At 71.5% G+C, this 20,559-nt stretch carries 16 protein-coding genes and 1 pseudogene; 6 read left to right on the top strand and 11 right to left on the bottom strand.

Annotated elements, in window-relative coordinates; all coding sequences use genetic code 11:
* Positions 1-152 precede the first annotated feature (152 nt).
* Positions 153-1,877, bottom strand: coding sequence for an acyl-CoA dehydrogenase family protein (locus ACFV1J_RS25750; RefSeq protein WP_385861732.1), 1,725 nt, complete (start codon positions 1,875-1,877; stop codon positions 153-155).
* A gap of 40 nt (positions 1,878-1,917) precedes the next feature.
* Positions 1,918-2,496, bottom strand: coding sequence for a PadR family transcriptional regulator (locus ACFV1J_RS25745; protein WP_385861729.1), 579 nt, complete (start codon positions 2,494-2,496; stop codon positions 1,918-1,920).
* A 143-nt stretch (positions 2,497-2,639) separates the two neighbouring features.
* Here ACFV1J_RS25745 and ACFV1J_RS25740 point away from each other — a divergent pair, with 143 nt between their 5' ends.
* On the top strand, positions 2,640-3,137 hold the full coding sequence (locus tag ACFV1J_RS25740) for a hypothetical protein (RefSeq protein ID WP_385861728.1): 498 nt from the start codon (positions 2,640-2,642) through the stop codon (positions 3,135-3,137).
* Here ACFV1J_RS25740 and ACFV1J_RS25735 read toward each other — a convergent pair.
* Positions 3,130-3,792 (bottom strand): annotated as a pseudogene (locus ACFV1J_RS25735) (ATP-binding protein); the annotation flags it as partial. The gene ACFV1J_RS25740 and the pseudogene ACFV1J_RS25735 overlap by 8 nt on opposite strands.
* Positions 3,793-4,397: 605 nt before the next feature.
* Between ACFV1J_RS25735 and ACFV1J_RS25730 the strand changes: the two are divergent.
* Positions 4,398-5,126 carry a hypothetical protein gene (locus ACFV1J_RS25730; RefSeq protein WP_385861726.1) on the top strand — a complete coding sequence of 243 codons (729 nt, stop codon included), beginning with the start codon at positions 4,398-4,400 and terminating at the stop codon, positions 5,124-5,126.
* 13 nt (positions 5,127-5,139) lie between these two features.
* Here ACFV1J_RS25730 and ACFV1J_RS25725 read toward each other — a convergent pair whose 3' ends face one another.
* The 3 genes from ACFV1J_RS25725 to ACFV1J_RS25715 all read right to left on the bottom strand — a co-directional run bounded on the left by ACFV1J_RS25725 (position 5,140) and on the right by ACFV1J_RS25715 (position 10,436).
* On the bottom strand, positions 5,140-8,127 hold the full coding sequence (locus tag ACFV1J_RS25725) for a tetratricopeptide repeat protein (protein WP_385861724.1): 2,988 nt from the start codon (positions 8,125-8,127) through the stop codon (positions 5,140-5,142).
* Positions 8,124-9,935, bottom strand: a complete 1,812-nt coding sequence (locus ACFV1J_RS25720; RefSeq protein ID WP_385861722.1) for an HSP90 family protein — start codon at positions 9,933-9,935, stop codon at positions 8,124-8,126. Before ACFV1J_RS25720 ends, ACFV1J_RS25725 begins: the two co-directional genes overlap by 4 nt.
* 135 nt (positions 9,936-10,070) lie before the next feature.
* Complete coding sequence (locus ACFV1J_RS25715) at positions 10,071-10,436, bottom strand: MerR family transcriptional regulator (RefSeq protein ID WP_385861720.1); 366 nt, start codon at positions 10,434-10,436, stop codon at positions 10,071-10,073.
* A gap of 117 nt (positions 10,437-10,553) precedes the next feature.
* Here ACFV1J_RS25715 and ACFV1J_RS25710 point away from each other — a divergent pair, with 117 nt between their 5' ends.
* Positions 10,554-11,042, top strand: coding sequence for a hypothetical protein (locus ACFV1J_RS25710; protein WP_385861718.1), 489 nt, complete (start codon positions 10,554-10,556; stop codon positions 11,040-11,042).
* Here ACFV1J_RS25710 and ACFV1J_RS25705 read toward each other — a convergent pair.
* The 4 genes from ACFV1J_RS25705 to ACFV1J_RS25690 all read right to left on the bottom strand — a co-directional run bounded on the left by ACFV1J_RS25705 (position 11,003) and on the right by ACFV1J_RS25690 (position 15,031).
* Positions 11,003-12,631 (bottom strand): amidase, encoded by a 1,629-nt coding sequence (locus ACFV1J_RS25705; protein WP_385861717.1) that lies wholly within the window; start codon positions 12,629-12,631, stop codon positions 11,003-11,005. The two genes, ACFV1J_RS25710 and ACFV1J_RS25705, sit on opposite strands and share 40 nt — an antisense overlap.
* A gap of 151 nt (positions 12,632-12,782) precedes the next feature.
* On the bottom strand, positions 12,783-13,166 hold the full coding sequence (locus ACFV1J_RS25700) for a hypothetical protein (RefSeq protein WP_385861715.1): 384 nt from the start codon (positions 13,164-13,166) through the stop codon (positions 12,783-12,785).
* Between the two features lie 237 nt (positions 13,167-13,403).
* A complete protein-coding gene (locus tag ACFV1J_RS25695; RefSeq protein WP_385861714.1) occupies positions 13,404-14,165 on the bottom strand; it encodes a MerR family transcriptional regulator in 762 nt (253 codons plus the stop codon).
* Positions 14,166-14,386: 221 nt separating this feature from the next.
* The gene (locus ACFV1J_RS25690; RefSeq protein ID WP_385861713.1) at positions 14,387-15,031 is read right to left on the bottom strand and encodes a Type-2Aa cytolytic delta-endotoxin; all 645 of its coding nucleotides are present in this window, start codon (positions 15,029-15,031) and stop codon (positions 14,387-14,389) included.
* 322 nt (positions 15,032-15,353) lie between these two features.
* On the opposite strand from ACFV1J_RS25690, the gene ACFV1J_RS25685 reads away from it, so the two are divergent.
* A complete protein-coding gene (locus ACFV1J_RS25685) occupies positions 15,354-16,484 on the top strand; it encodes an NADH:flavin oxidoreductase (protein WP_385861711.1) in 1,131 nt (376 codons plus the stop codon).
* A 151-nt stretch (positions 16,485-16,635) separates the two neighbouring features.
* Here the strand turns inward: ACFV1J_RS25685 and ggt are convergent, their stop codons facing one another.
* Positions 16,636-18,522: a gamma-glutamyltransferase gene (gene ggt, locus ACFV1J_RS25680; RefSeq protein WP_385861709.1), complete on the bottom strand. Its 1,887-nt coding sequence runs from the start codon at positions 18,520-18,522 to the stop codon at positions 16,636-16,638.
* A 326-nt stretch (positions 18,523-18,848) separates the two neighbouring features.
* Here ggt and ACFV1J_RS25675 point away from each other — a divergent pair, with 326 nt between their 5' ends.
* Positions 18,849-19,427, top strand: coding sequence for a hypothetical protein (locus ACFV1J_RS25675; RefSeq protein WP_385861708.1), 579 nt, complete (start codon positions 18,849-18,851; stop codon positions 19,425-19,427).
* A 228-nt stretch (positions 19,428-19,655) separates the two neighbouring features.
* Entirely contained in the window at positions 19,656-20,474 is an 819-nt protein-coding gene (locus ACFV1J_RS25670; RefSeq protein WP_385861706.1) for a DUF6424 family protein, read from the top strand.
* The last annotated feature ends 85 nt before the right edge of the window (positions 20,475-20,559 follow it).

Raw genomic sequence — 20,559 nt, 5'->3', positions numbered from 1 at the left:
GCCCTCAGTATGCGGACGGCCGGCGGGCCGGGGGCATCGGGGCACCCCGGAGGGCTGGGGTTCGCTCCCCCCGTCAGGCCCGGCCGGCGTCCGCACACCCCGGCCGGGTCTGACGTTCCATCAACTACCCCACGTGGTGAGGGCTACTTGGGTTACGGGGCCATCTCGTAAGCCCCGGCCAGCGACTCCACCCGCTCCCAGACGCGGGTCGAGCGGGCGTCGTCGGTGGCCGGGCGGCGGACCGCGGCCAGGGCCCAGGTCTGCTGTGCCTCGGTGGCGGAGTCCTTGCCGTGCAGTTCGACGGCGTGGGCGGAGAAGTCGCGTACGAGGACGGCGAAGAGTTCGTCCAGCACGTCCTCGTCGAGGGTGGTGAGCTGCGCCTGTTCCAGGATCAGCTGGCCGTGCACGACCAGGGCGAAGAGCTGGCCGACGGCGAGGAGCAGGTCCAGGTCGCGGCTCTGCTTCTCGTCGGGGGCGGCGGTGGTGACGAACTCGCAGAGCGCGTCGGCCTGTTCGCGGAAGCGGGCGACGTTGGGGAGGTGGGCGTAGGCGTCGTAGGCGGCGCGCCAGTCGTGGAAGCGGATGGCGCCCAGGCCGCGGGCCGGTCCCTGGCGGAAGAGGAACGCGTCGTCGGCGGCGTCGAGGCGGGTGGGCACGGGCGGGTACTCGGCCGGGGCGAGCAGGTGGTTGCCCATGAACTTGAGGATCAGCGCCAGGTTGACGTGGACCGTGCCCTCCAGCTTCGGCAGGCCGCGGATCTCGGTGGCGGCCTGGGCGAAGTAGGTGTCCTTCTCGAAGCCCTTGGCGGCGATCACGTCCCACATCAGGTCGATGACCTTCTCGCCCTCGGTGGTCACCTTCATCTTCGTCATGGGGTTGAAGAGCAGGTAGCGGCGGTCGTCGGGGCCGGCGGAACGGAAGTAGTCGACGGCGCGGTCGCTGAACAGCTTCATGCCGATGAGACGGACGTAGGCGTCGGTCAGCTCACGGCGTACGTGCGGGAAGGCGGTGACCGGGCGGCCGTAGAGGATGCGGTTCTGGGCGTGGGTGACGGCCTCGTACATCGCGTGTTCGCAGATGCCGATGGCGCCGGTGCAGAGGTTGAACTTGCCGACGTTGACCGTGTTGAGGGCGGCGTCGAAGGCGGCGCGGCCGGTGTGCAGGATGTCGTCGGGGCCGACCGGGTAGTTCTCCAGGCGGAACTCGCTGACGTACTTGGAGGAGTCGACGACGTTCTTCACCAGCTGGTACGCCTCGTGGCGGCTGTCGGCGGCGAAGAAGACATAGCCGTCCGGGCCCTCGATGTCGGTGCGGCGGCCGAAGACGGAGACCAGGCCGGCGGCGTTGCCGTTGCCTATGTAGTACTTGGAGCCGGTGGCGCGGAAGCCGTCGGCGCCGTCGGGCTCCAGGAGCATGTCGGTGGAGTAGATGTCGGCGCCGTGCGCCTTCTCGGACAGGCCGAAGGCGAACACCTCGCCCTGGTCGAGGAGTTCGGCGGCGCGGGCGCGGGCGGTGGCGTTGTCGCTCTGCCAGACCGGGCCGAGGCCGAGGATGGTGACCTGCCAGGCGTACCAGTAGTCGAGCCCGTAGAAGCCGAAGATCTCGTTGAGGGCGGCGATGCGGGCGGTGTCCCAGCGCTTGTCCCCGGGCTCCTCGCCGGCGGCCGAGGCCGGGGTGAGGAAGGTCGCGAACAGCCCTTCCTTGGCGGAGAATTCGAGGAAGTCCGCCAGCCAGGCACGGGAGCGGTAGTCCTCGATCAGCTTGCGCTTGCCGCGGGTCTCGAACCAGTCGACGGTGGCGCGCAGCAGCCTGCGGGTCTCGGGGTCGAAGTGCGCCGGGTCGTAGGTGCGCGGGTTGAACAGCAGCTGGTCGGCCATGGAGGGTCGCCTTCCGGGGTCGGTGGTTGAGGTGGTCCGGTTACGGGGCCGGGTCGGCGGACGATGGTGTCGCGCCGAGCCGGCGGAGGGTGGCGAGGACGTCGTCGAGCCAGTCGAGCGTCATCCGCTCGTAGGCGATGCCGCCGCGCAGCACCACGTGCTGGAGCTGCTGTCCGGCGTCGGGTGCGGTGGGGGCGTCGGGTCCGGTGAAGTCCCGCCGCTCGCCCGCGAGGTAGTGCGCGAGCCGGTCGGTGTGTGCCCGGTGGTGCCGTTCGACCTCGCGGATCAGCGCGGCGGGATCGTCGAAGGCCGCGCCGCGGATCTTCACCGCGAGGTCGTGCCGGACGCTTTCCGGTTCGATCGGCTCGTGCAGCCACGCGGAGAGGGCGGCCCGGCCGCGGGCGGCGACGGAGTACTCCTTCTTGTCCGGCCGCCCCTGCTGCGGCACCTCGCGGACGTCGATCCAGCCGTCGCTCTCCATGCGCTTGAGCACGCGGTAGATCTGCTGGTGGGTGGCGGTCCAGAAGTATCCGATGGACCGCTCGAAGCGCCGGGACAACTCATAGCCGGAGCCCGGCCGCTCCAGCAGCGAGACGAGGATCGCGTGGTCGAGCGCCATGCCCCGATCCTTCTATGCAACTCGTTGCATAAACAAGAGGTACCGGCCGGGTGAGACCCGGCTCACCCTGACGGCACCCCGGAACGGTCCCCGGCCGCGCCATCATTGAGGCCGCCGCCCCGGCGTTCTGTCATGATCGCCAGGTGCTGCGAAGTGTTGAGATCACCGCCGAACTGACCAACCCCCCACGCGACGAGGGCTCCCACAACCTGCACTGGCAGAAGAAACTGGAGCTGAGCCTGGATTGCTTCATCTGCGGGCGCACCGGGCGCACCACCGCCTTCGAGTACGGGCAGGAGCACGCGCTCTGCTCGGCCGACGACGAGCACCCGCCGCATCCCGCCGCCGCCCGGATCGCTGCCTTCGACGTCACCGGCGAGCGGCACCGGACGGCGCTGCGGGCCGTCGTCGACTACTGGTGGGCGCCGTTCCACGACGTGAAGCGGGACCGGGCGTCGACCGCGCTGACGCGTGCGCCGTGGGTCCGTCTGTTCCTGGGGTACTACTGCCCGCAGGCCGGCGAGTCCGGAGGATTCAGCATGCAGACCAACATGGTCAGGCCGGTACGGGACTCCTGCGGCCACTGCGCTCACCCGCTGGCCACCAGCGAGCAGGCACCAGGCATCCGGCTCCTCACGTGAGCTGTTGCTGGGTCCAGATGATCTTTCCTTCGGGGGTGTAGCGGGTGCCCCAGAGGTCGGCGAGGTGGGCGACCAGGTACAGGCCGCGGCCGCCCTCGTCCGTGGTGGCGGCGTAGCGCAGGTGCGGCGCGGTGCTGCTGCCGTCGGAGACCTCGCAGGTCAGTGTGCGGTCGCGGAGGAGACGGACGGCGACCGGTGGGGTGCCGTAGCGGATGGCGTTGGTGACGAGTTCGCTGAGGATGAGTTCGGTGGTGAAGGCGGTCTCCGCGAGGCCCCATTCGGCGAGTTTCTCGCTGACGGCGGTGCGGACCGGCGCGACCGCGGAGGGCTCGTGGGGCACGTCCCAGCGGGCGACCTGGGCCGCGGGCAGTCGTCGGGTGCGGGCGACGAGCAGCACCATGTCGTCCCCCTGCTCGGCCGGGAGCAGGGTGCGGCAGGCGTCCTCGCAGATCTGGTCGACGTTCCGGTCCCCGGCGCCGGTGAGGGCGCGGCGCAGCAGGGTCAGGCCGGTGTCGAGGGTGCGCTCGCGGCTGCGGATCAGGCCGTCGGTGTAGAGGACGATCCGGGTGCCTTCGGGCAGGTGGTGCCCGGAGACCGAGTCGTGGACCGCGTACAGGACGGTGGCTCCGGTGACGGTGGTCTCCTCGTTGTCGGCGCATGCGCCCGGTACGGCAGCGGCGTTGCGCTCTCCCGATCCCACCGTGGTGGGCCACGGACTGCACGCCGCCGCCACCATGGGCCGGCTGCGCACCGCGATCGCACGTCGGGCCTGCAGCACCTGCACCGCGCCCGCGGCCGCGACCAGCACGATCACGATGGCCGACATCGCGCGTCACGTACTCCGTGTTACATGTATCCATATGTGACTGAAAAACGGTCAAATCTGTCTCCGCCGCGTGCGCACCGCGCTCGCCCGACGAGCCGAGGACCCAGGTCCGGCACCTCGGCGACCCCGGGCGCCCGGGCGACCGCCGCGCGCCGCATCTCCCCCGGCGCCTGCGCCCCGGGCCCCACCGAGGCAGCGGAACGCCTCCCCGGCGTGACATTCACCATAGGAAATTCTCGAAAATCAAGGGCAACTGCCCGGTTTAACGGGAATCTTCCCCTCCGGTTGTCCGGCCGCCGAATGCCCGGCAGCGGCGGATCGCTGGGCGTCATCCCTGCTCAGCCTTACGATCAGCGCCTGCCGCACCGCGTACCCCCATACCGCGACGGCTCGTCGTGTTCCTCACTTCCTTTCTTGATCCAGAAGAAGGCTTCATGAAGCTTCGTCGTGCCTTGACGGCGGTCGCCGCGACCGCCGTGCTGCCGCTCGCCGTCACCGCCTGCTCCGACCAGCCGTCGTCCGACGCGTCGGCGGGCCACAAGAAGGCCTCGGACGCTGCCGGCCCGAACGCCGGTCTGCTCAACGGCACCCGCCTGAAGGCCCTGCTGCTTCCGGTCGGCGAACTGCCCAAGGGCTACAAGGCCGACCCGAAGGCCACCCGTGACTCGGGGGCCGCCCTCGCGCCCGCCTCGTCGAAGGCGCCGCTCAAGCTGGCCGACGCCTGCCCGAAGCTGGAGGCCAGCGCCTGGATCCAGACCGCCGGCATGGAAGGCGCCGCCTTCGCCCAGGGCGACTTCGCGAACGCCGCCCAGGAGGAGTTCAATCAGGAGGCCGACAGCTTCCGGGGCGGGGACGCGCAAACGGTCATGCTGCGCCTGGGCCAGGTGCTCAAGCACTGTGCGCACTTCACGGACAAGTCCAACGGCACCAGCGCCGCGGTGACGATCAAGACCACCACGGTGCCGAAGGTGGGCGACCAGACCCTCAAGGCCGTCCTCTCCGCCCCCGAGTGGGAAGGCGGCACCACGCTGGTGGCCTCCCGGGTCGGCAACGTCGTGATCACCACCTTCTACAACGTCCAGTCCGACGACATGGGCGCCGCCGGCCTCGACCTGACCAAGAAGATCGTGGCGAAGGCGCAGAAGGCACAGAAGGCGAAGTAGCCGGCGCGGCGGCCTAGGCGACCCGGTCGAGCAGGGCCCGGGCCGCCGCCCGGCGCCGCTGCACGGTCTCCCGCTCCCCGCCCGCGTCCTCCTCCGCCGTGCCGTCCGTGTCGCCGTAGTCGTCCAGGACGGTACGGGCCCGGGCGCCGGCGGCGGAGCGGCGGCCTAGGCGGGCCTCCAGCCAACCGGCCGTCAGCTGGGCGGCGTTGTGGTCGTGCCGGCCGGCCCCGCCGAGGGCGGCGTAGCCCGCGACGGCCTTCTCCGCATGGCCGAGGGCCTCTTCGTACGCACGCCGTGCGGTGCCGTCGTCGTCCTCGTCGCCGGGCTCGGACGCGCGGGCACGCACCAGCAGTTCGGCGGTCTGGCGGTGGGTGTCGGCGAGTTCGCGCCGCAGCCGGGTCCGACGGTCGTCGTCCGTCCGCTCGGCGAGCGCCTCGGTGAGCAGCCGCTCGGCCGTGGCCATCAGGTCCCGGGCGGCCTGCGGGCCGCTCTCCGCGTCGCGCAGGGCGAGCCAGGCGCGGGCCCGTACGGCGCGGGCAGCATGGTGCGGCTGCCCGAGGGCGTACCAGAGTTCCTCGGCACGCCCGTAGGCAGCGGCGGCCTGCTCGGACAGCCCGGAGCGGTCGAGGGCGTCACCGGCGAGATGGGCGAGGACGGCATGGTCGCGCTGGTCGTCCCGGCCCTTGGCCAGGTCGGCGGCGAGCAGGAACTGTGCGCTCGCCCCCCGCGGATCGCCGAGCGCGTCGAGGCATGCGCCCAGCCACCGGCGGGCCCGCACGACCCGGTCCTCGGAGTGCCGCGCCTGGAGGTCGGGGAGGGCGCTCTCCAGAACGGACGCCGCCTCGTCGAAGCGCCGGAGTCGGAGGAGGGTGCCGCCGAGCACCAGCCGCGCCGATGCGCCGAGCCCGGCGCTGTCGCCGGCCTCGTCCGCCCAGTGCGTGGCGTCGAGCGCATGGGCGGCCGCCTCGGAGTCGTCACCCTCCAGGGCCGCCAGGGCCTCGGCGAGGAGGAGATGGAGGCGGGCGGCGCCGACGGGGTTGAGCAGCTCACCGCCGTGTGCGAGGGCGGCCCGGGCGGACTTCGCGGCGGTTTCCGGATCTCCCTCCTGGAAGGACAGCTCGGCCAGCTGGGCCTCGGCCTCGGTGGCGAACCAGGGCACGGCGGCCTCGTGGAACAGCTCCGCCGCCCGGCGGAACAGCTCGACGGCCCGCGGTGCGTCGCCGCGTCCCTCGACCACGCTGCCCAGCAGGCAGGTGGCGTCGGCGAGGCCGGACAGCATCCGCTCCTCGCCGCGGTGCCGCTCGGCGAAGGCGAGCAGCGCGCACAGCTCGTCCTCCAGGGCCGCCGCGGACGCGGCCGGGTCCGGGGCCGCGTGGAGCGTACCCAGGCGGGTCCGGACCGCGGTGTTCGTCGCCTCGGTCAACTGGCGTGCGGTGGCCCGGCCTTCGGCGTGCAGCGCACGCAACTCCCCGCAGGCCGCGTCGAGTTCGGCGAGGCCCTCCTCCGGACGGCCGGAGACCGCGGCGCACGAAGCGGCGCGCACCCGGCAGAGGGCGGCCGCACCGGGGTCACCGGCGGCCTCGAACTGCTCGGCGGCCGTACGGAACAGGGGTATCGCCGTGTCCGGGTCGTCGAAGGCGTCCCCGGCCGCCTGGTCCGTCACCTCCGCGCGGGCGCGCGCGTCCAGTGCGGTGCCGGTGCGTTCCGCGGCGTCGGCGACGGCACTCCAGGCGGCGTGGGCCTCCGGGTGCTGCGCCTGGGTGAGGCGGCGGGCCTCGGCCAGCAGCGCGGCGACGTCGTCGGATCCGGCCGCTGCCACCGGAGCGGGATCCGGAGCGGCGGCCTGCGGACGGGCGGTGGCGGGCGGGACGAGCCGGGCGGCGCGGACGCCGAGCGGGAGCCGGTCGGTGAGCGGTGTGCCGACCATCCGCCGGGCCACCCCGCTGCTGACCGCATCGGTGCCGTTCCGCTCGTCGAAACGCCTGGCCAGGCCGGTGACCGCGGCTTCGGTACGCGTCAGGAGTCGGTCGGCGGTGAGGGTGCTGCCGCCCGGTGCGGGCACCGGCCGGTCGCCGTGGCCCAGTGCCACCAGCCTCCGCAGCAGCAGGGCCGTCGGGGCGAGCAGATCCAGCCGGTCGAGCGTTTCGCCGTCGCCCGCGAGGTGTGCCGTGTGCTCGGCCAGGATCTCCAGGCCGCGTGCCTCGTTGCCGGTCAGTGCGCAGAATTCGATGTGCCGGCCGACGGTCGCCACGAGGCTCTCGTTGCCGCGTGCCATGGCGTAGCCGCGCAGGTGGTGGCGGCGGGCCTCGTCGTACTGCCCGAGCCGTACCAGGGGCAGCAGGGACCGGGAGAGGACGCGGTGCGGTTCCTCCCGGCAGCTGAGGTCACCGTTCAGTACGGGCGCCCAGAGGGCGAGGGCCCGTTCGTCGTCACCGTGGTCGGCGTACCAGGCGCCCTGCGCATTGCGTTCACAGGCGTGGCAGTTGCTCATCTCGTCGCGGTCGGCGGCGATCCACTCCTCCAGCAGCCGGCCGGCGAGGGCGTCGTCGCCCAGGTGGTCGGCGAGGCGGAACTCGGCGGCGCGGACCGCACGCAGCGTGTACCCGGCCGTGCGGTAGCGGTGGGCCATCTCGGTGAGCCAGCGGCGGATGGCGTCCAGCGGAATGCCGGGGTAGTCGATCATGCCGCTGCTGACCCACTTGAAGCGCCAGTGGAGCCGGTGGACGGCGTAGCCGTCGAAGTCCCCGGGGTCCTCGTCCCACATGCGCAGCAGTCGGGCGAACGGCACGAACATCCTGTCGCTCTCCGCGCTGAACTGGTAGCCGCTGATCAGCCCGAAGAGCGCGTCGAGGAGCAGCCGCCGGTCACCGGTCCCCTCGGACCGGGCCACGAGTTCCTCGGCGCGGCCGTTGCGGACCGGGCCGTTGGGTGCCTCCAGGTTGTCCGCCAGTCCCCGGCGGATGTCCGCGATCTCGCTGAGCCTCCGGACGTCATCGTTCATCGGGCCTCCCCCTGTCCGTCCTGGTGCGTGGCCCAGCGCAGCAGGTCCAAAAACGCCCGGTTGAGCAGCGCCGAATCGGCGGGACGGAGCGGGCGTTGGGCCATCAGCAGGGCCTGGCCGTACAGCGCCTCGGCGGCGGTGCCGGCGAGTTCCGGTTCCGCGATCCGGGCGATGGCGCGGACCAGTGGGTTGTGGTGGTTGAGGACGAGCCGGGCGCGGGGTGCGCTGCCGCGCAGACTGCCGAGGATGCCGGCCCACAACTCGTCCGCCTGTGCCTCCTCCTCGGCCCGGGCCCGTTCCTGGCGGGCCGAGCGGTCGTCGAGGTGGAGCGCGGGGACGGACACCGGGTGGAAGGTGCGCAGCACCACGTCACAGCCGAGCGGGTCGAGTTTGCTGCGGGCGGCGGCGAGGAATCCGGACACCGCCAGTTCCTCGGCGGGGTCGACCGGGTCGAGATGGGCGGCGACGGTGTCGGCGTCGAGCTCGGCGACGCTCGTGCCGGGCCGTACCGCCGGCAGCAGCTCGATGAGCTCGGTGTCGTACGTGTAGCCGCCGTTGACCACGCCGATGCCCTGGGCGGCGGCGATGGCGGCGACCTGCCGGTACTCCTCGACGGTCCGGGTGAAGTGCACCACCGGGTGCCGGCGGGCGAACTCCTCCAGGGGCAGTGGTCCGTCCGTGGTCTCGAACGGCAACCACGGCAGCATGGTGGTCAGCACGTCCCGGTCGTGCCGGGCCAGCGACTTCACGCCCAGGTGGTGCACCGAGAGGAACTGCGCGAGCCGCTCGGGATCCCCGCCGGCGAGTCCGGTGAACCAGTCCTTGATGCGGGCGCCGAGGGCGTCACGGACCGCCGCGAGGGTCTCGTCGGCGTACAGGCTCTCGCGGGAGGCGGTGGGGCGCAGGCTGTCGGTGTCGATGACGCAGCGGACGAAGAACGCCCAGTCGGGCAGCAGCTCGTCGGCGCGGTCGGTCAGCAGCATGCCCTTGAGGTGCACCCGGTGCCCGGCGCGCTGTGCGGGGCTGACGGCGGAGGGCAGGACGTAGGCGACCCCGCGTACCCCCGCGACCGGCAGGTCGAGGTCGATGGAGTCGAGCGGGGTGAAGCCGAACTGCTGGTGGCAGTGGCGGGCGAGGGCGACCCGCCGCGCGGCCGGGTGGGGGTGGTGGCGCTCCCAGACGGCCGGGCGGTCGGTGACCGGTGCGTCGCCGACCCGTACGTCATAGGGCAGCAGCGAGCCGAATTCCTTCGCCAGGGCGGTGACCCGGGCCTCGGTGAGCCATTCGGCGGCGCCGGGCCGGGCGGTGAGGTGCACGGTGGTGCCGGGCTCCGGGCGCGCGCCGTCGGGCAGCGTACGCACGGTGTACGAGCCGTCGTCGCGGGCCGTCCACTCCACGGGCGGGGCAGTGGTGTCCCGCGCCGACCGGCTGACCACACGGATCTCGTCCGCGACGACGAAACACGCCAGCAGACCGATGCCGAACTGGCCGAGGAATCCGGCCCGGGCCGACTCCAGGCCGTCGCGTTTGGAGCTGCGCCCGATGGTGGCCAGCAGATGGTGCACATCGGCCTCGGTCAGGCCGATCCCGGAGTCGTCCACGCGCAGCAGGCCCGGTTCGTCCGCGTACAGGCGCACGCGGGTGGGGGCATCGGGCTGCTCGGCGCGGCGGGCGGTGATGGCGTCCACGGCGTTCTGCAGCAGTTCGCGCAGATAGACCCTGGGGCTGGAGTAGAGGTGGTGGGAGAGCAGATCCACCAGGCCGCGGAGATCGACCTGGAAGGTGTGCGGTATGTGATCGGAAGTCATTCACCGGAGCGTGGCCGGACGGGCGGTGCGTGCGTCCGACGGCGCGGATAGGACGGCAGTCGGCCGTCAGTGGTCAGGTCCGGCCATCATAGGAGCCGGGGTCCGGAGTCGACCATGGAATTTGGCTGCGGGCGCTCAGCCGGCCGGGCGGGCTGCCCGGAGGGGGCAGCCGGTACCGACGCGGGTGTCGAGCTCGGCGCGCAGGGCGGCGAGTTCGGCCATCCGGGCATCGATGAGGGTGATCTTCTCCTCGAACAGCGCGGACAGTCTCTCGGCGGAGTCCGGTGCGTCGCGCAGTTCCTCGCCGAGCCGGGCGATCTCGGCGAGGGAGAAGCCGAGCGTCTGCGCGGTGCGGACGTAGAGCAGCCAGGCCACGGTCTCGGGCGGGAAGTCGCGATAGCCGTTGGGCAGCCGCCGGCCGGTGACGAGCCCGAGCCTCTCGTAGAAGCGGATGGTGTCCTTGGTCATGCCCGCTTGCGCGGCCAGTTCGCCGATGAGCATGACTCCCCGTCCGGTCGTGGGCTTGACCTTGGAGCCTACTCCACCCTTTAGCGTGCGGCGACGCCGTCATGAGACCGCGTCCTCAAGCCAGTTCGGCAGAACAACAGGAGTCGCCCCGTGGTACGCCTTGTCGCCCCTTCCCGCCCGTCCTATCTGCGCGTGGTGCGCGCGAGTGCCTGGTACGACCTCGTCGTCACGGCGGGGTTCGCGACCCCGTGGACGTACGCGCTGGTGCACGGCGCGCTGTCGTCGTGGGGTGGTGCGCTCGGGCTGGGCGCCATGCCGGCCCGCGAACCCATGCAGACCCTGTTCGCGAATCTGATGGGTTCGGTCGTGGTCGTGTGGGCCCTGCTGCGGGTCGTGCGGACGCTGCCGGTGCACGGACTGTTCGACGCCGCCGCGCGGGGGCTGTTCGCTTCCTGGCAGGCGTACGCGCTGGCCCACGGGGCCCCGCGGGTGCTGTGGCCGTTCTTCCTCGTCGAGGTGGCGTTCGGTGTGGTCCAGCTCGTGCCGTGGTGGCGGAACCGCCCTGCCGTCACCGCGCCGGACCGGCGCCCTCGGGCCGCTCACCGCCGGGAGCTCTCCGGGCCCACCGACGGCAGGTAGCGCGGCGCCCGCCAGGCGTGCAGGCGGTGCTCCACCGCGGCCCCGAGGGAGAGCAGTTGGGCGTCCCGGTGGTCGCCGGCCATCAGGAGCAGACCGACCGGCAGCTCGTCGACGAACCCGGCGGGCACCGACAGGGACGGGTAGCCGGCCACCGCCGCGGGGGTGGAGGACGGGATCACGTCGTTGTCCCCGCGCGCGCAATCGGTCGTCCAGGCGGGCGGGTTCGTCGGCGCGGCGATGGCGTCGAGATGCTGGGCGGCCAGCGTCTCGTCGAGGGAACGCCGGGCCAGATCCGTCAACTCGGCGCGGCGGGCCCGGTATCCGGGGTCGGTGGTGGGCGGCGCGGTGAGCGCCCGCTCGAACAGTTCCTGCCCGGCGAAGCAGGTGCGTTCCGCCGGGTGGGTGCGGTGGAAGTCGATGAGCCGGGCGAGGTTCCGCGGCCCGTGGCGGGTGGCGAGGTAGGCGTCGATGTCCCGGTGGAATTCGCTGAGCAGGGCCGGGAATTCGAGCTCGGCCAGCCGGTCCTGGTACGGGAGCGTCACCTCGACGACTTCGGCACCCGCGGTGCGCAGTTTCTCCGCCGTACGGGTCATCAGGGCGTCGACCCTCGGCCCGAGCGGGGGCAGCCGCCACAGGCCGATCCGCTTTCCGCGCAGACGGTTGGAGCCGCCGGGACGGTCTGGTCCCTCGCTACGAACGCTGTGGTCGCCGCTGAGCACCGCAAGGGTGAGCGCGACATCGGTCACATTGCGGGCCATGGGCCCGGCGGTGTCCTGCTCGGCGGAGATCGGCACCACGCCGGACCGGCTGACCAGCCCGAGGCTGGGCTTGTGGCCGACCACCCCGTTCATCCCGGCGGGGCAGACGATCGAGCCGTCCGTTTCGGTGCCGATCGCCACCTGCGACAACGACGCGGCGAGCGCGGCGGCCGAACCGGCGGAAGAACCGCACGGATTCCGGTCCAGTACGTACGGGTTGTGGGTCTGCCCGCCCACCGCCGACCACCCCGACGTCGGCTTCTCGGCGCGGAAGTTGGCCCACTCGGAGAGGTTGGTCTTGCCGAGGATCACCGCGCCCGCGTCCCGCAGCCGGGTCACCAGGGCGGCGTCGCGGTCCGGCGGGCTGCCGGCGAGCGCCAGCGAGCCGGCCGTCGTCGGCAGGTCATGGGTGTCCACGTTGTCCTTGAGCAGGACGGGAATGCCGTCGAGCGGGCCACGGGTGGTGCCGTGTCGGTGCCTGGCGTCACTGGCCGCCGCCTGGCGCAGCGCCGTCGGATCGGTACGCAGCACCGCGTGGATCGTGGGGTCGACGGTGGCGATCCGCCGCAGATAGGCCCGGGTCAGCGCGGACGAGGTCAGCGAACCGTCCGCCATCCGCGCCTGTAACTCCGGGATCGTCACGGTGCGGAGATCGATACCCGGCAGTGCGGACGAACCTGCCTGTGAGCGCACCGAGTTGGCGGCGTGTGCGGCGACTGCGGCGTCGGCGCGTGGATCGGGTGCGCCCGCCGCGACCAGGGCTCCCGCGCCCAGGGCCGCGGCGATCAGCGTGACAATGTTCCGGTTTCCCCTGAAGGGTGGCTTTCCCATGAGGGGTAGCGGACTACATCCGGCAGGTGGCCGCAAGAGGGGGCCGGGCCATCCCTCCCGTACCGTGGAACGGCACCCGGGCCGGGCCTCCACGGCGAAGCCCGGCCCGGTACAACTTCCTTGCCAGTACAGGTAGTTGGTCCGGTGGTGGTTACGGCCGGACGAGGAGGATCGAGTTGATCGGCGTCAGGTCCTTGTCGATGTAGTAGCCGGCCCAGAGGTAACCCTGGCAGTCCCCCGTCCCGTTGTAGCCGGTGCAGGTGCGGGCCGTCGCGCCGCCGGTCTGGTTGTTCAGGACGTAGTGCTGCCCCACCTGGTTGCTGAGGTTGTGCGGGCCGTAGCTGTAGAAGGCGAGGGACGGACGGTCGCCGTTCCACCCGGCGTTCTGCGGGTAGACACAGACGGCCCCGGACGGACAGCCGTGCAGGCTGCCCGCGGCCTGGGCGGCCTGGGCGGCGTGGGCGCCGGTCGCACCGATCGTGGTCAGTGCGCCGACGGCGCATGCCAGCGCGGCGGCTTTGGTGATCTTTCGCATGGTTCCCCCTGGTGGTCCGGTCTGCCTGGCCGCCGCACAGGAATCCGGCCCTACCGGGCGCGAAGTGCCCAACGGCGGTCGCAGCAGCGATTTTTCACCAGATGCCGCGATCGCACCATCTCTTCGATCTGGGGCGAAATCGGGGGCGGGAAGGGGGTGGCTTGTGGTAGTTCGCGACGGGCCGGCCAGGGCCGCCGTCGTGGGTGCGCGCTGCCCACCACGTCAGCCCTCTTCGGCTCAGTTGTCCCGGGCGGCGGCGTACACCTCGATGGCGTCGCGCTGGTACGCGGCCAGGCCCGGCGCGATCGCCTCGTAGGCGGCGCGCCACTGCCCGTTCTCCACACAGGCACGCCCGATCGCCCGGTGCTCCTCCGGCGGGACCGCACGGATCTCGGCCAGGGTCCGGTACTGGGCGTCGATATGTGCCTGGACCGCGTCCGAGTCGACGGGCTCACCGGCGGCCATCAGCTCGGCCAGCCGGATCATCTGCGCCGTACGCGCGCGGTGCCCGGCCTCGATCTCGGCCCCGGTCATCGTGGCGGTGCGTCGCTCGACCTCCGCGGCCAGCTCCGGGAACTCCCGCAGGTTCGCTCCGTACTGGTCGGGCCGGACGCCCTCGAAGAGGTTCTCCGGTCGGTTGATACGGGTCATGGGGCCACCGTCCGTTCCGGACTGCTCCAGTTCGGTGATCGTGCGGGCGACGGTGCCGGCCAGGGCGTCGAGCCGGTCGCGCTCGGCGAGCAGCCGGCGGTGGTGACCGCGCAGCGCCTCAAGCTCGTCGACCTGCTCGGCCAGGATCCGGCCGATCTCGGTCAGGCCCAGGCCCAGCGCCCGCAGCACGAGGATCTGCTGCAACCGCAGCAACTGGCGCTCCTCGTAATAGCGGTGGCCGTTCGCGCCGATCCAGGCCGGCGGCAGCAGGCCGATCTCGTCGTAGTGCCGTAGCCTCCGGGCCGTCACGCCCGACATCCGGGCCACCTGCGCGGTCGGCCAGGCCATCGCCGCCTCCCTCCCGGGTGCTTCACCGGGCCGGTCCGTCCGGCCCTGGTCGGAACGGTAGAAGCTGCCGCTGCGGCAGCTTCAAGTCCGCAAGGTCGATTGCCTTTTCAGGCCTCGGGGTAGCCCTGGACGTGGGGCCGCACCGCGCCATGGGCCGGGCTGCGGTGCCGCACCCCGGCCCATGGCGGTGGGCCGGTCGGGGGGCCGGGGACGGACGGTGATCAGCCGCAGGACCGGGGGGCCTGGCGCACCCCGAGGGCATTCAGCCGGATGGCGAAACGCGCCGTGTCGTCGAGGGTCAGCGCGCGGGCCTGCTCGGCGGCCAGCGCGAGGGTCACGTCGGCACAGAGGGCGACGGCGTGGACGAAGCCCGCGGTCTCCTCGTCCTGGAGCGCGAACAGCAGGCGGTAGGAGTAGCTGGTGCTGTCGGTGGCCCGCCCACCGCCTGAGGCGCTGCCCTGCTCGCCGAGGGTGGCGTCTGCTTTGTGGAACCGGATGTGGCCGCCCTCCTGTTCGTCGAGGCCGACGAAGGCATCGGCGAGTGCCGCCTCGGCCTTTTCCCAGAAGGCCGGGTTGCCGAAGGTCTGCCCCAGCGCCTGGCGGACGGTCTCCCTGAGGGAGAGCACCATGACGCCGACCGGAGCGGTCTCCTGGAGTCCCCAGCCAGGGATGATCTTGACGATCGCGCTGTCGGGGAGCGTCCCCGCCGCGCGGCTGATCGCGCCGAAGTCCTGACCCACGGTCGCCTCGTCGGCGAGCGCTCGCTGGAAGGTGTCGGCGATGCGCTGTGTCTGTGCCAGGGCGTCGGGGCCCACTTCGAAGACCGTCCGGAAGGTGGTCTTCCCGGTGGTGGGCTGGTCGGCCATGACTGCTCCTCATCTGCGGGAATGAACACGTCGCGCCGACGGGCAAGTATGCCAACCGGGCCCACCGGCCGACCCGCCTGCCCGTCCGTCCGTCCGCCCGTCCCTCCGTCCGTCCGTGTCCATCGGCCAACCCAGCCGTCGCCACCCCTTCGGCACCCGGTAAAGGAATGTCCTGGCCCGCGCAGCAGTTGATCGGACGACACACCACCACACCGCACCGCATCGCACACACCCGACGGCGCACGCCTCCGTCTGCACCTGTCCGTGTCTGCACGCAGCTGTCCGTGTATGTCCGGCCCAACTGCTCTTCAGGAGCCCCGAAGTGACCACCCCCGCCCTGCCCGCCGACCGTGCGGCTCAGATCCTCTCCCGGCCGGTCTCGCTCAACGGTCTGACCCTGCCGAACCGGATCGTGATGGCGCCCATGACCCGTCAGTTCTCCCCGGGCGGGATTCCGGGTGCGGAGGTGGCGGCCTACTACGCCCGCCGAGCCGCCGCCGGCGTCGGCCTGATCGTCACCGAAGGCACCTACGTGGGCCATGAGTCGGCCGGTGAGAGCGACCGGGTTCCCCGCTTCCACGGTGCGGAGCAGCTGGCGGGCTGGGCGAAGGTCGCCGAGGCCGTGCACCTGGCGGGCGGCACGATCGTGCCGCAGCTCTGGCACATCGGCATGGTCCGCGGCGCCGGCCGGCCCCCGTTCCCAGAGGCCCCGACGGTCGGCCCGTCCGGTATCCGTGTCGTCGACGGCAGCGGCGACCCCGGAAGGGCCATGACGCTGCAGGACATCGACGACGTGATAGCCGCGTTCGCCGAGGCCGCGGCCGCCGCGGAGCGCATCGGCTTCGACGGGGTCGAACTGCACGGCGCCCACGGCTACCTCATCGACCAGTTCCTGTGGCAGAAGACGAACCGGCGCACCGACGCGTACGGCGGTGACCCGGTCTCCCGTACGAAGTTCGCGGCGGAGATCGTGGCCGCGGTGCGCGCGGCGGTCTCGCCCTCGTTCCCGGTGATCTTCCGCTACTCGCAGTGGAAGATGGAAGCGTACGACGCACAACTCGCCGCTACGCCCGAGGCGTTGGCGGCGCTCCTGACTCCGCTGGCCGAGGCCGGGGTGGACGCCTTCCACGCCTCGACGCGCCGCTACTGGCTCCCGGCGTTCGACGGTTCCGACCTCAACCTCGCCGGCTGGACGAAGAAGCTCACCGGCAGGCCCGCCATCACGGTCGGCTCGGTCGGCCTGGACGGCGAGTTCATCCGCGGCTTCCAGGGCGAGGGCGCCGCGGTCAAGGACCTCGACGACCTCCTCGACCGCCTGGAACGCGAGGAGTTCGACCTGGTGGCCGTGGGCCGTGCGCTGCTCCAGGACCCGGAGTGGGCGGCGAAGGTGCTGGAGGGACGGTTCGGCGAGCTCGCCGCGTACGATCCGGCGGCGCTGCGGACGCTCAACTGACCGAACGCGCAACCGACCTTACGTTCAACCGACCGGACGCTCAACCGATCGGTGTCCTCTCGAAACGGCCGTCGGGCCCGCGGCCGGTGAACGCCGCGGGCCCGAGGGCAGGAAAAGGACGGTCGGTCCCCGAGGTGGTCGGGGCCGGGCCCTAGTGGGCGGCCTCCGTCGCCCCCTCCGTCTTGTGGAGCACCATCGCGGACCCGCCACCCCGGCGCTTCGGTTCGGCGACCGCCTGGGTCCGGCCGTCGCGGAGGAACTCCAGGGCGGCGACGGCACCGATCTCCGGTGACGGGGTGAACGTCTTCGGCGCCTCGACGAAGTGCTGACCGAGCTGCTCCAGGGCCGCGCGCTCAGGGGACTTGAGGAACGCCGGTTCCGCCTCGGTGTCCGGGCGGTTGCGCTGGGAGATCCGCGGTGCGGCGACCGCTTCGGGCAGGGTCATGCCCAGGTCGACGCGATTGACCAGGGTCTGCAGCACGGTCGTGATGATCGTGGCGCCTCCGGGCGAACCGACGGCGTAGCGCGGCTTGCCGTCCTTCAGGACGATCACCGGGGACATGCTGCTGCGCGGCCGCTTACCGGGCCCGGGGAGGTTCGGGTCGGGCACGTCCTTGGCGAGCGGTGTGAAGTCGAAGTCGGTCAGTTCGTTGTTGAGCAGGAAACCGCGTCCGGGCACGGTGATCGCCGAGCCGCCGGTCTGCTCGATGGTGAGGGTGTACGACACCACGTTGCCCCAGCGGTCGGACGCCACCAGGTGGGTGGTCGAGGGGCCTTCGTACGGCTCGTGGTTGCCGGAGCCCTTCGTGCAGCCGTTGCCCGGATGCCGCGGGTCCGCGGGCGCGACCGGACTGGTCAGGGTGCTGGTCGGCTTGATCAGGCAGGCCCGTTCCTTCGCGAACGTCTTCGCCATCAGCTCCTTGGTGGGCACGTCGGAGAAGGCCGGGTCGCCCACCCAGCGGTTACGGTCGGCGAACGCGATCCGGCTGGCTTCGAGGTAGTGGTGGAATGCCTGGACCCGGTCGGCCGCGGAGAGGTGGAAGTTCTCCAGGATGTTGAGCGCCTCGCCGACGGTGGTGCCGCCGGACGACGAGGGCGCCATGGAGTAGACGTCGAGGCCGCGGTAGGTGGTGTGGGTCGGCTCGCGGCGCAGTGCGGTGTACTTCGCGAGGTCGCCGGCCGCCATCAGGCCGGGGCGTACCTTCGCGTCGGCGCCCGGTGCCACCGGCGGGTGCTGGACGGTCCGGACGATGTCGCGGCCGATGGCGCCCTTGTAGAGCGCGTCCATGCCCTCGTGGGCGAGTTGCCGGTACGTACGGGCGAGGTCGGGGTTGCGGAAACGCGAGCCGACGACCGGGAGTTGGCCGTGCGGGAGGAAGAGCTTCGCGGTGGAGGAGATGTTCCGGAAGCGCTTCTCGTTCATCTCGGTCTGGGCGCGGAATTCGTCGTTGACGACGAAACCGTCCTCGGCGAGCCGCGTCGCCGGCCGCAGGGCCTTGGCCGGGGAGAGCGTTCCCCAGTCGCGCAGCGCCTTCCGCCAGGTCGCCGGCGTTCCCGGAACGCCCACGGACAGACCGGAGTTGACGGCTTCCGGGAACGGAATCGGCTTGCCCGTCGACGGGTCGAGGAACGCGTCCGACTTCATCCGGGCCGGCGCGGTCTCCCGGCCGTCGATGGTGCTGACCTTGCCGGTACGGGCGTTGTAGTACGTGAAGTAGCCGCCGCCCCCGATGCCGGCCGAGTACGGCTCGACGACACCCAGGGCCGCGGCGGTGGCGACCGCGGCGTCGGCGGCGTTGCCGCCGTGCCGCAGCACTTCGATGCCGGCCCGGGAGGCGTAGGGGTTGACGCTGGAGACGGCGCCACCACTGCCGGTGGCGACGGACTCCTTGGCAGGCGGCTTGAGTCCGCCGGCCGACGCGGCGCCGGGCGCGGACCCAGGGCCCGGCTGGGCGCCCGCGCTGAGGGAGAAGACAAGGGGAACGGCGACCGCGACAACGGATGTGGCGGCGACCACGACACGACGACGGACAGGCAAGACGCCTCCGGGGATCTCTCGACGAGGGTTGAGATGGCCGAAACCCTGACAGCAGGTGATCAGCACAGCAACGCCTGAGGGCAATAATTGCGCTTCTTCTGAGGTTCCCGCCCGGTAACCACACCAACTACGCCACGTGCATCACGACATCGACGGCACCGACCACTGCGCGACTACGTCACGGGGAGCGAGCAGCGCGGCGCCTCCGGCCGGCCGGTGGGTGGTTGAACGGGTGGTTGAACGGTCAGTTGACATGCCCGACAAAAATGGAAAAGTGGCAGATGGTAATGGATGAAGGAAGCGTATAAGAAACCGGGCGAGACGGAATGGCTCACCATCTCTTCCCACTCAGGCGCATCTCACCGGAAACACTGTCCGGCATCCTCGCCGTCGCGCTGCTCGCGGCCGCCGTCGCCTTGGTGGCCGTGCACCCTTCCGAAGCCGCCATCACGGCCACGGTCGCACTCCTCGTCGCGGTGAGCGTCATTTCCCTCCTCACCGCACGTGGATACCGGTTCAAGAACGTGGGACTCAGCAATCATGGACTGACCGTCGAAATGGCGGAGTTGAAACGGGACCTCGACATGCTGGGCGTGGCCGTCACCGGCTTGCGGACCGTGCCGGAGCGTCTGCACCTGGAGGCGCTGGCCGGGCCGGGAGAGGCGATCGTGGAGTTCCGAGAGACGCTCGTCGATGAACTTGACCGACTGGAGAACATGGAAAATATCGAGTCGACCGACCAGAGCGATCCTCGCCGCAGGATAAGGGATTCCCTCTGGGCCGGGCCCGGGCAGGAATGGCTGCGGCACGGTAAGCAGGACACGTTTTTCGATCTCAAGGATTACGCCCGCATCCGGCCGGCCGGAGAAAAGTACCTCGCGGCATACCGGCAGTACCAGCACTGACAGTACACACGCCCCTTCCCCGCGCGGAGGCACGAGGCCGGGGGTAGCATCGCCCGTAGGGACGGGAATGCGGAGGCACCGTCAGATCGAGGAGTTCGAGGCGCCAGCGGCTTCAACTTCAGCCTCGTCGAAGTGAGCTGAGTCAGCCCTCGTAGCGGGACTGCGGGTATTACGGGTGTTGTTGAAGCCCCAAACAAATGGGACCTTCGACGCAGGAGAAAGATCGTCATGAACAGCCCGGCGCGGTCACACCCGGAGCACGAGGACTTTCCGTGGACCATATCCGTCGCGGACCATCCGCCCCGCACCGAGAGTTCGCAGTACCAGGCGAGCCGAAAATTGATGCGGGAGCTCGTCGGCACCACGGATGACTGGACGTTCGCGCCCGGGCCGTACCAGGACCACCACGGCGGCGGGGTCTGGGTCAAGGACGGCGAAGGCTGGATCTGCCTGTTCCTCCCGCTCGGCATCGAGTGGTCGGCGCAATTCTGCGCGGACCCCGCGAAGGTGGACCGCATTCGCCAGTGCGCGGCACGGGTGGTCGGCGCGTTCCCGGACACCCTGCCCGGCTATACGGGCTTCGGCTACGACGACGGCGAACGGCTGTTGAACACGCCCATAGAGAATGCCGAGCAGGTGGCCGAGTGGACGGACTCGATATTCAACGCCTCGGTACCGCTGCCCGCCGGTGCGCACTCCGGGGTGCTCCCGAAAGCGGCCGGATACCACCATTACCCGAAGCCGATCGTGGACATCGACCATTTCCGCCATGACGACTTCGAGCTGTTCGTCACCGACGAGAAGGGCTTCTCGGTGGCGGTCGTACCGGTCTCGCCGCGGGGCTCCGGCGACGGCCGGGTGCGCGTCCTCGCCGCCCATCCCCGCTCGGCCTACGCGGAGTCCCTGGTCACTCCGGCCCCGGCCGCCGCGCCCCGTTCCGCCGCCGCGGACGCGGAGCCGGAAGCGCGGGACGAGGAGTGGAAGGGCGCCGTACTTCCCGCCGACGACGCCCTGTCCCGGCAGGCGTTCCGCCGGCAGAAGGGCTGACGGTCCCGCGACCGGCGCCCCACCCCCGCCCCCACCATGACCCTCACCATGCGCCCTCGCCATGGGCCCTCACAGGGAACCGATC

Origin of the sequence: Streptomyces sp. NPDC059649 (assembly GCF_042734445.1) — a bacterium.
Classification (GTDB): domain Bacteria; phylum Actinomycetota; class Actinomycetes; order Streptomycetales; family Streptomycetaceae; genus Streptomyces.
The sequence above is the reverse complement of the archived record's forward strand: the minus strand, read 5'-3'. Positions and strand labels throughout refer to the sequence as shown.

Coding starts and splice junctions, on each gene's coding strand:
- ACFV1J_RS25675 (WP_385861708.1), top strand. CDS start 18,849: ATGGCTCACCATCTCTTCCCACTCAGGCGCATCTCACCGGAAACACTG.
- ACFV1J_RS25705 (WP_385861717.1), bottom strand. CDS start 12,631: ATGGGAAAGCCACCCTTCAGGGGAAACCGGAACATTGTCACGCTGATC.
- ACFV1J_RS25690 (WP_385861713.1), bottom strand. CDS start 15,031: ATGGCCGACCAGCCCACCACCGGGAAGACCACCTTCCGGACGGTCTTC.
- ACFV1J_RS25725 (WP_385861724.1), bottom strand. CDS start 8,127: ATGAACGATGACGTCCGGAGGCTCAGCGAGATCGCGGACATCCGCCGG.
- ACFV1J_RS25715 (WP_385861720.1), bottom strand. CDS start 10,436: ATGCTCATCGGCGAACTGGCCGCGCAAGCGGGCATGACCAAGGACACC.
- ACFV1J_RS25670 (WP_385861706.1), top strand. CDS start 19,656: ATGAACAGCCCGGCGCGGTCACACCCGGAGCACGAGGACTTTCCGTGG.
- ACFV1J_RS25720 (WP_385861722.1), bottom strand. CDS start 9,935: ATGACTTCCGATCACATACCGCACACCTTCCAGGTCGATCTCCGCGGC.
- ACFV1J_RS25695 (WP_385861714.1), bottom strand. CDS start 14,165: ATGGCCTGGCCGACCGCGCAGGTGGCCCGGATGTCGGGCGTGACGGCC.
- ACFV1J_RS25730 (WP_385861726.1), top strand. CDS start 4,398: ATGAAGCTTCGTCGTGCCTTGACGGCGGTCGCCGCGACCGCCGTGCTG.
- ACFV1J_RS25700 (WP_385861715.1), bottom strand. CDS start 13,166: ATGCGAAAGATCACCAAAGCCGCCGCGCTGGCATGCGCCGTCGGCGCA.
- ACFV1J_RS25745 (WP_385861729.1), bottom strand. CDS start 2,496: ATGGCGCTCGACCACGCGATCCTCGTCTCGCTGCTGGAGCGGCCGGGC.
- ACFV1J_RS25750 (WP_385861732.1), bottom strand. CDS start 1,877: ATGGCCGACCAGCTGCTGTTCAACCCGCGCACCTACGACCCGGCGCAC.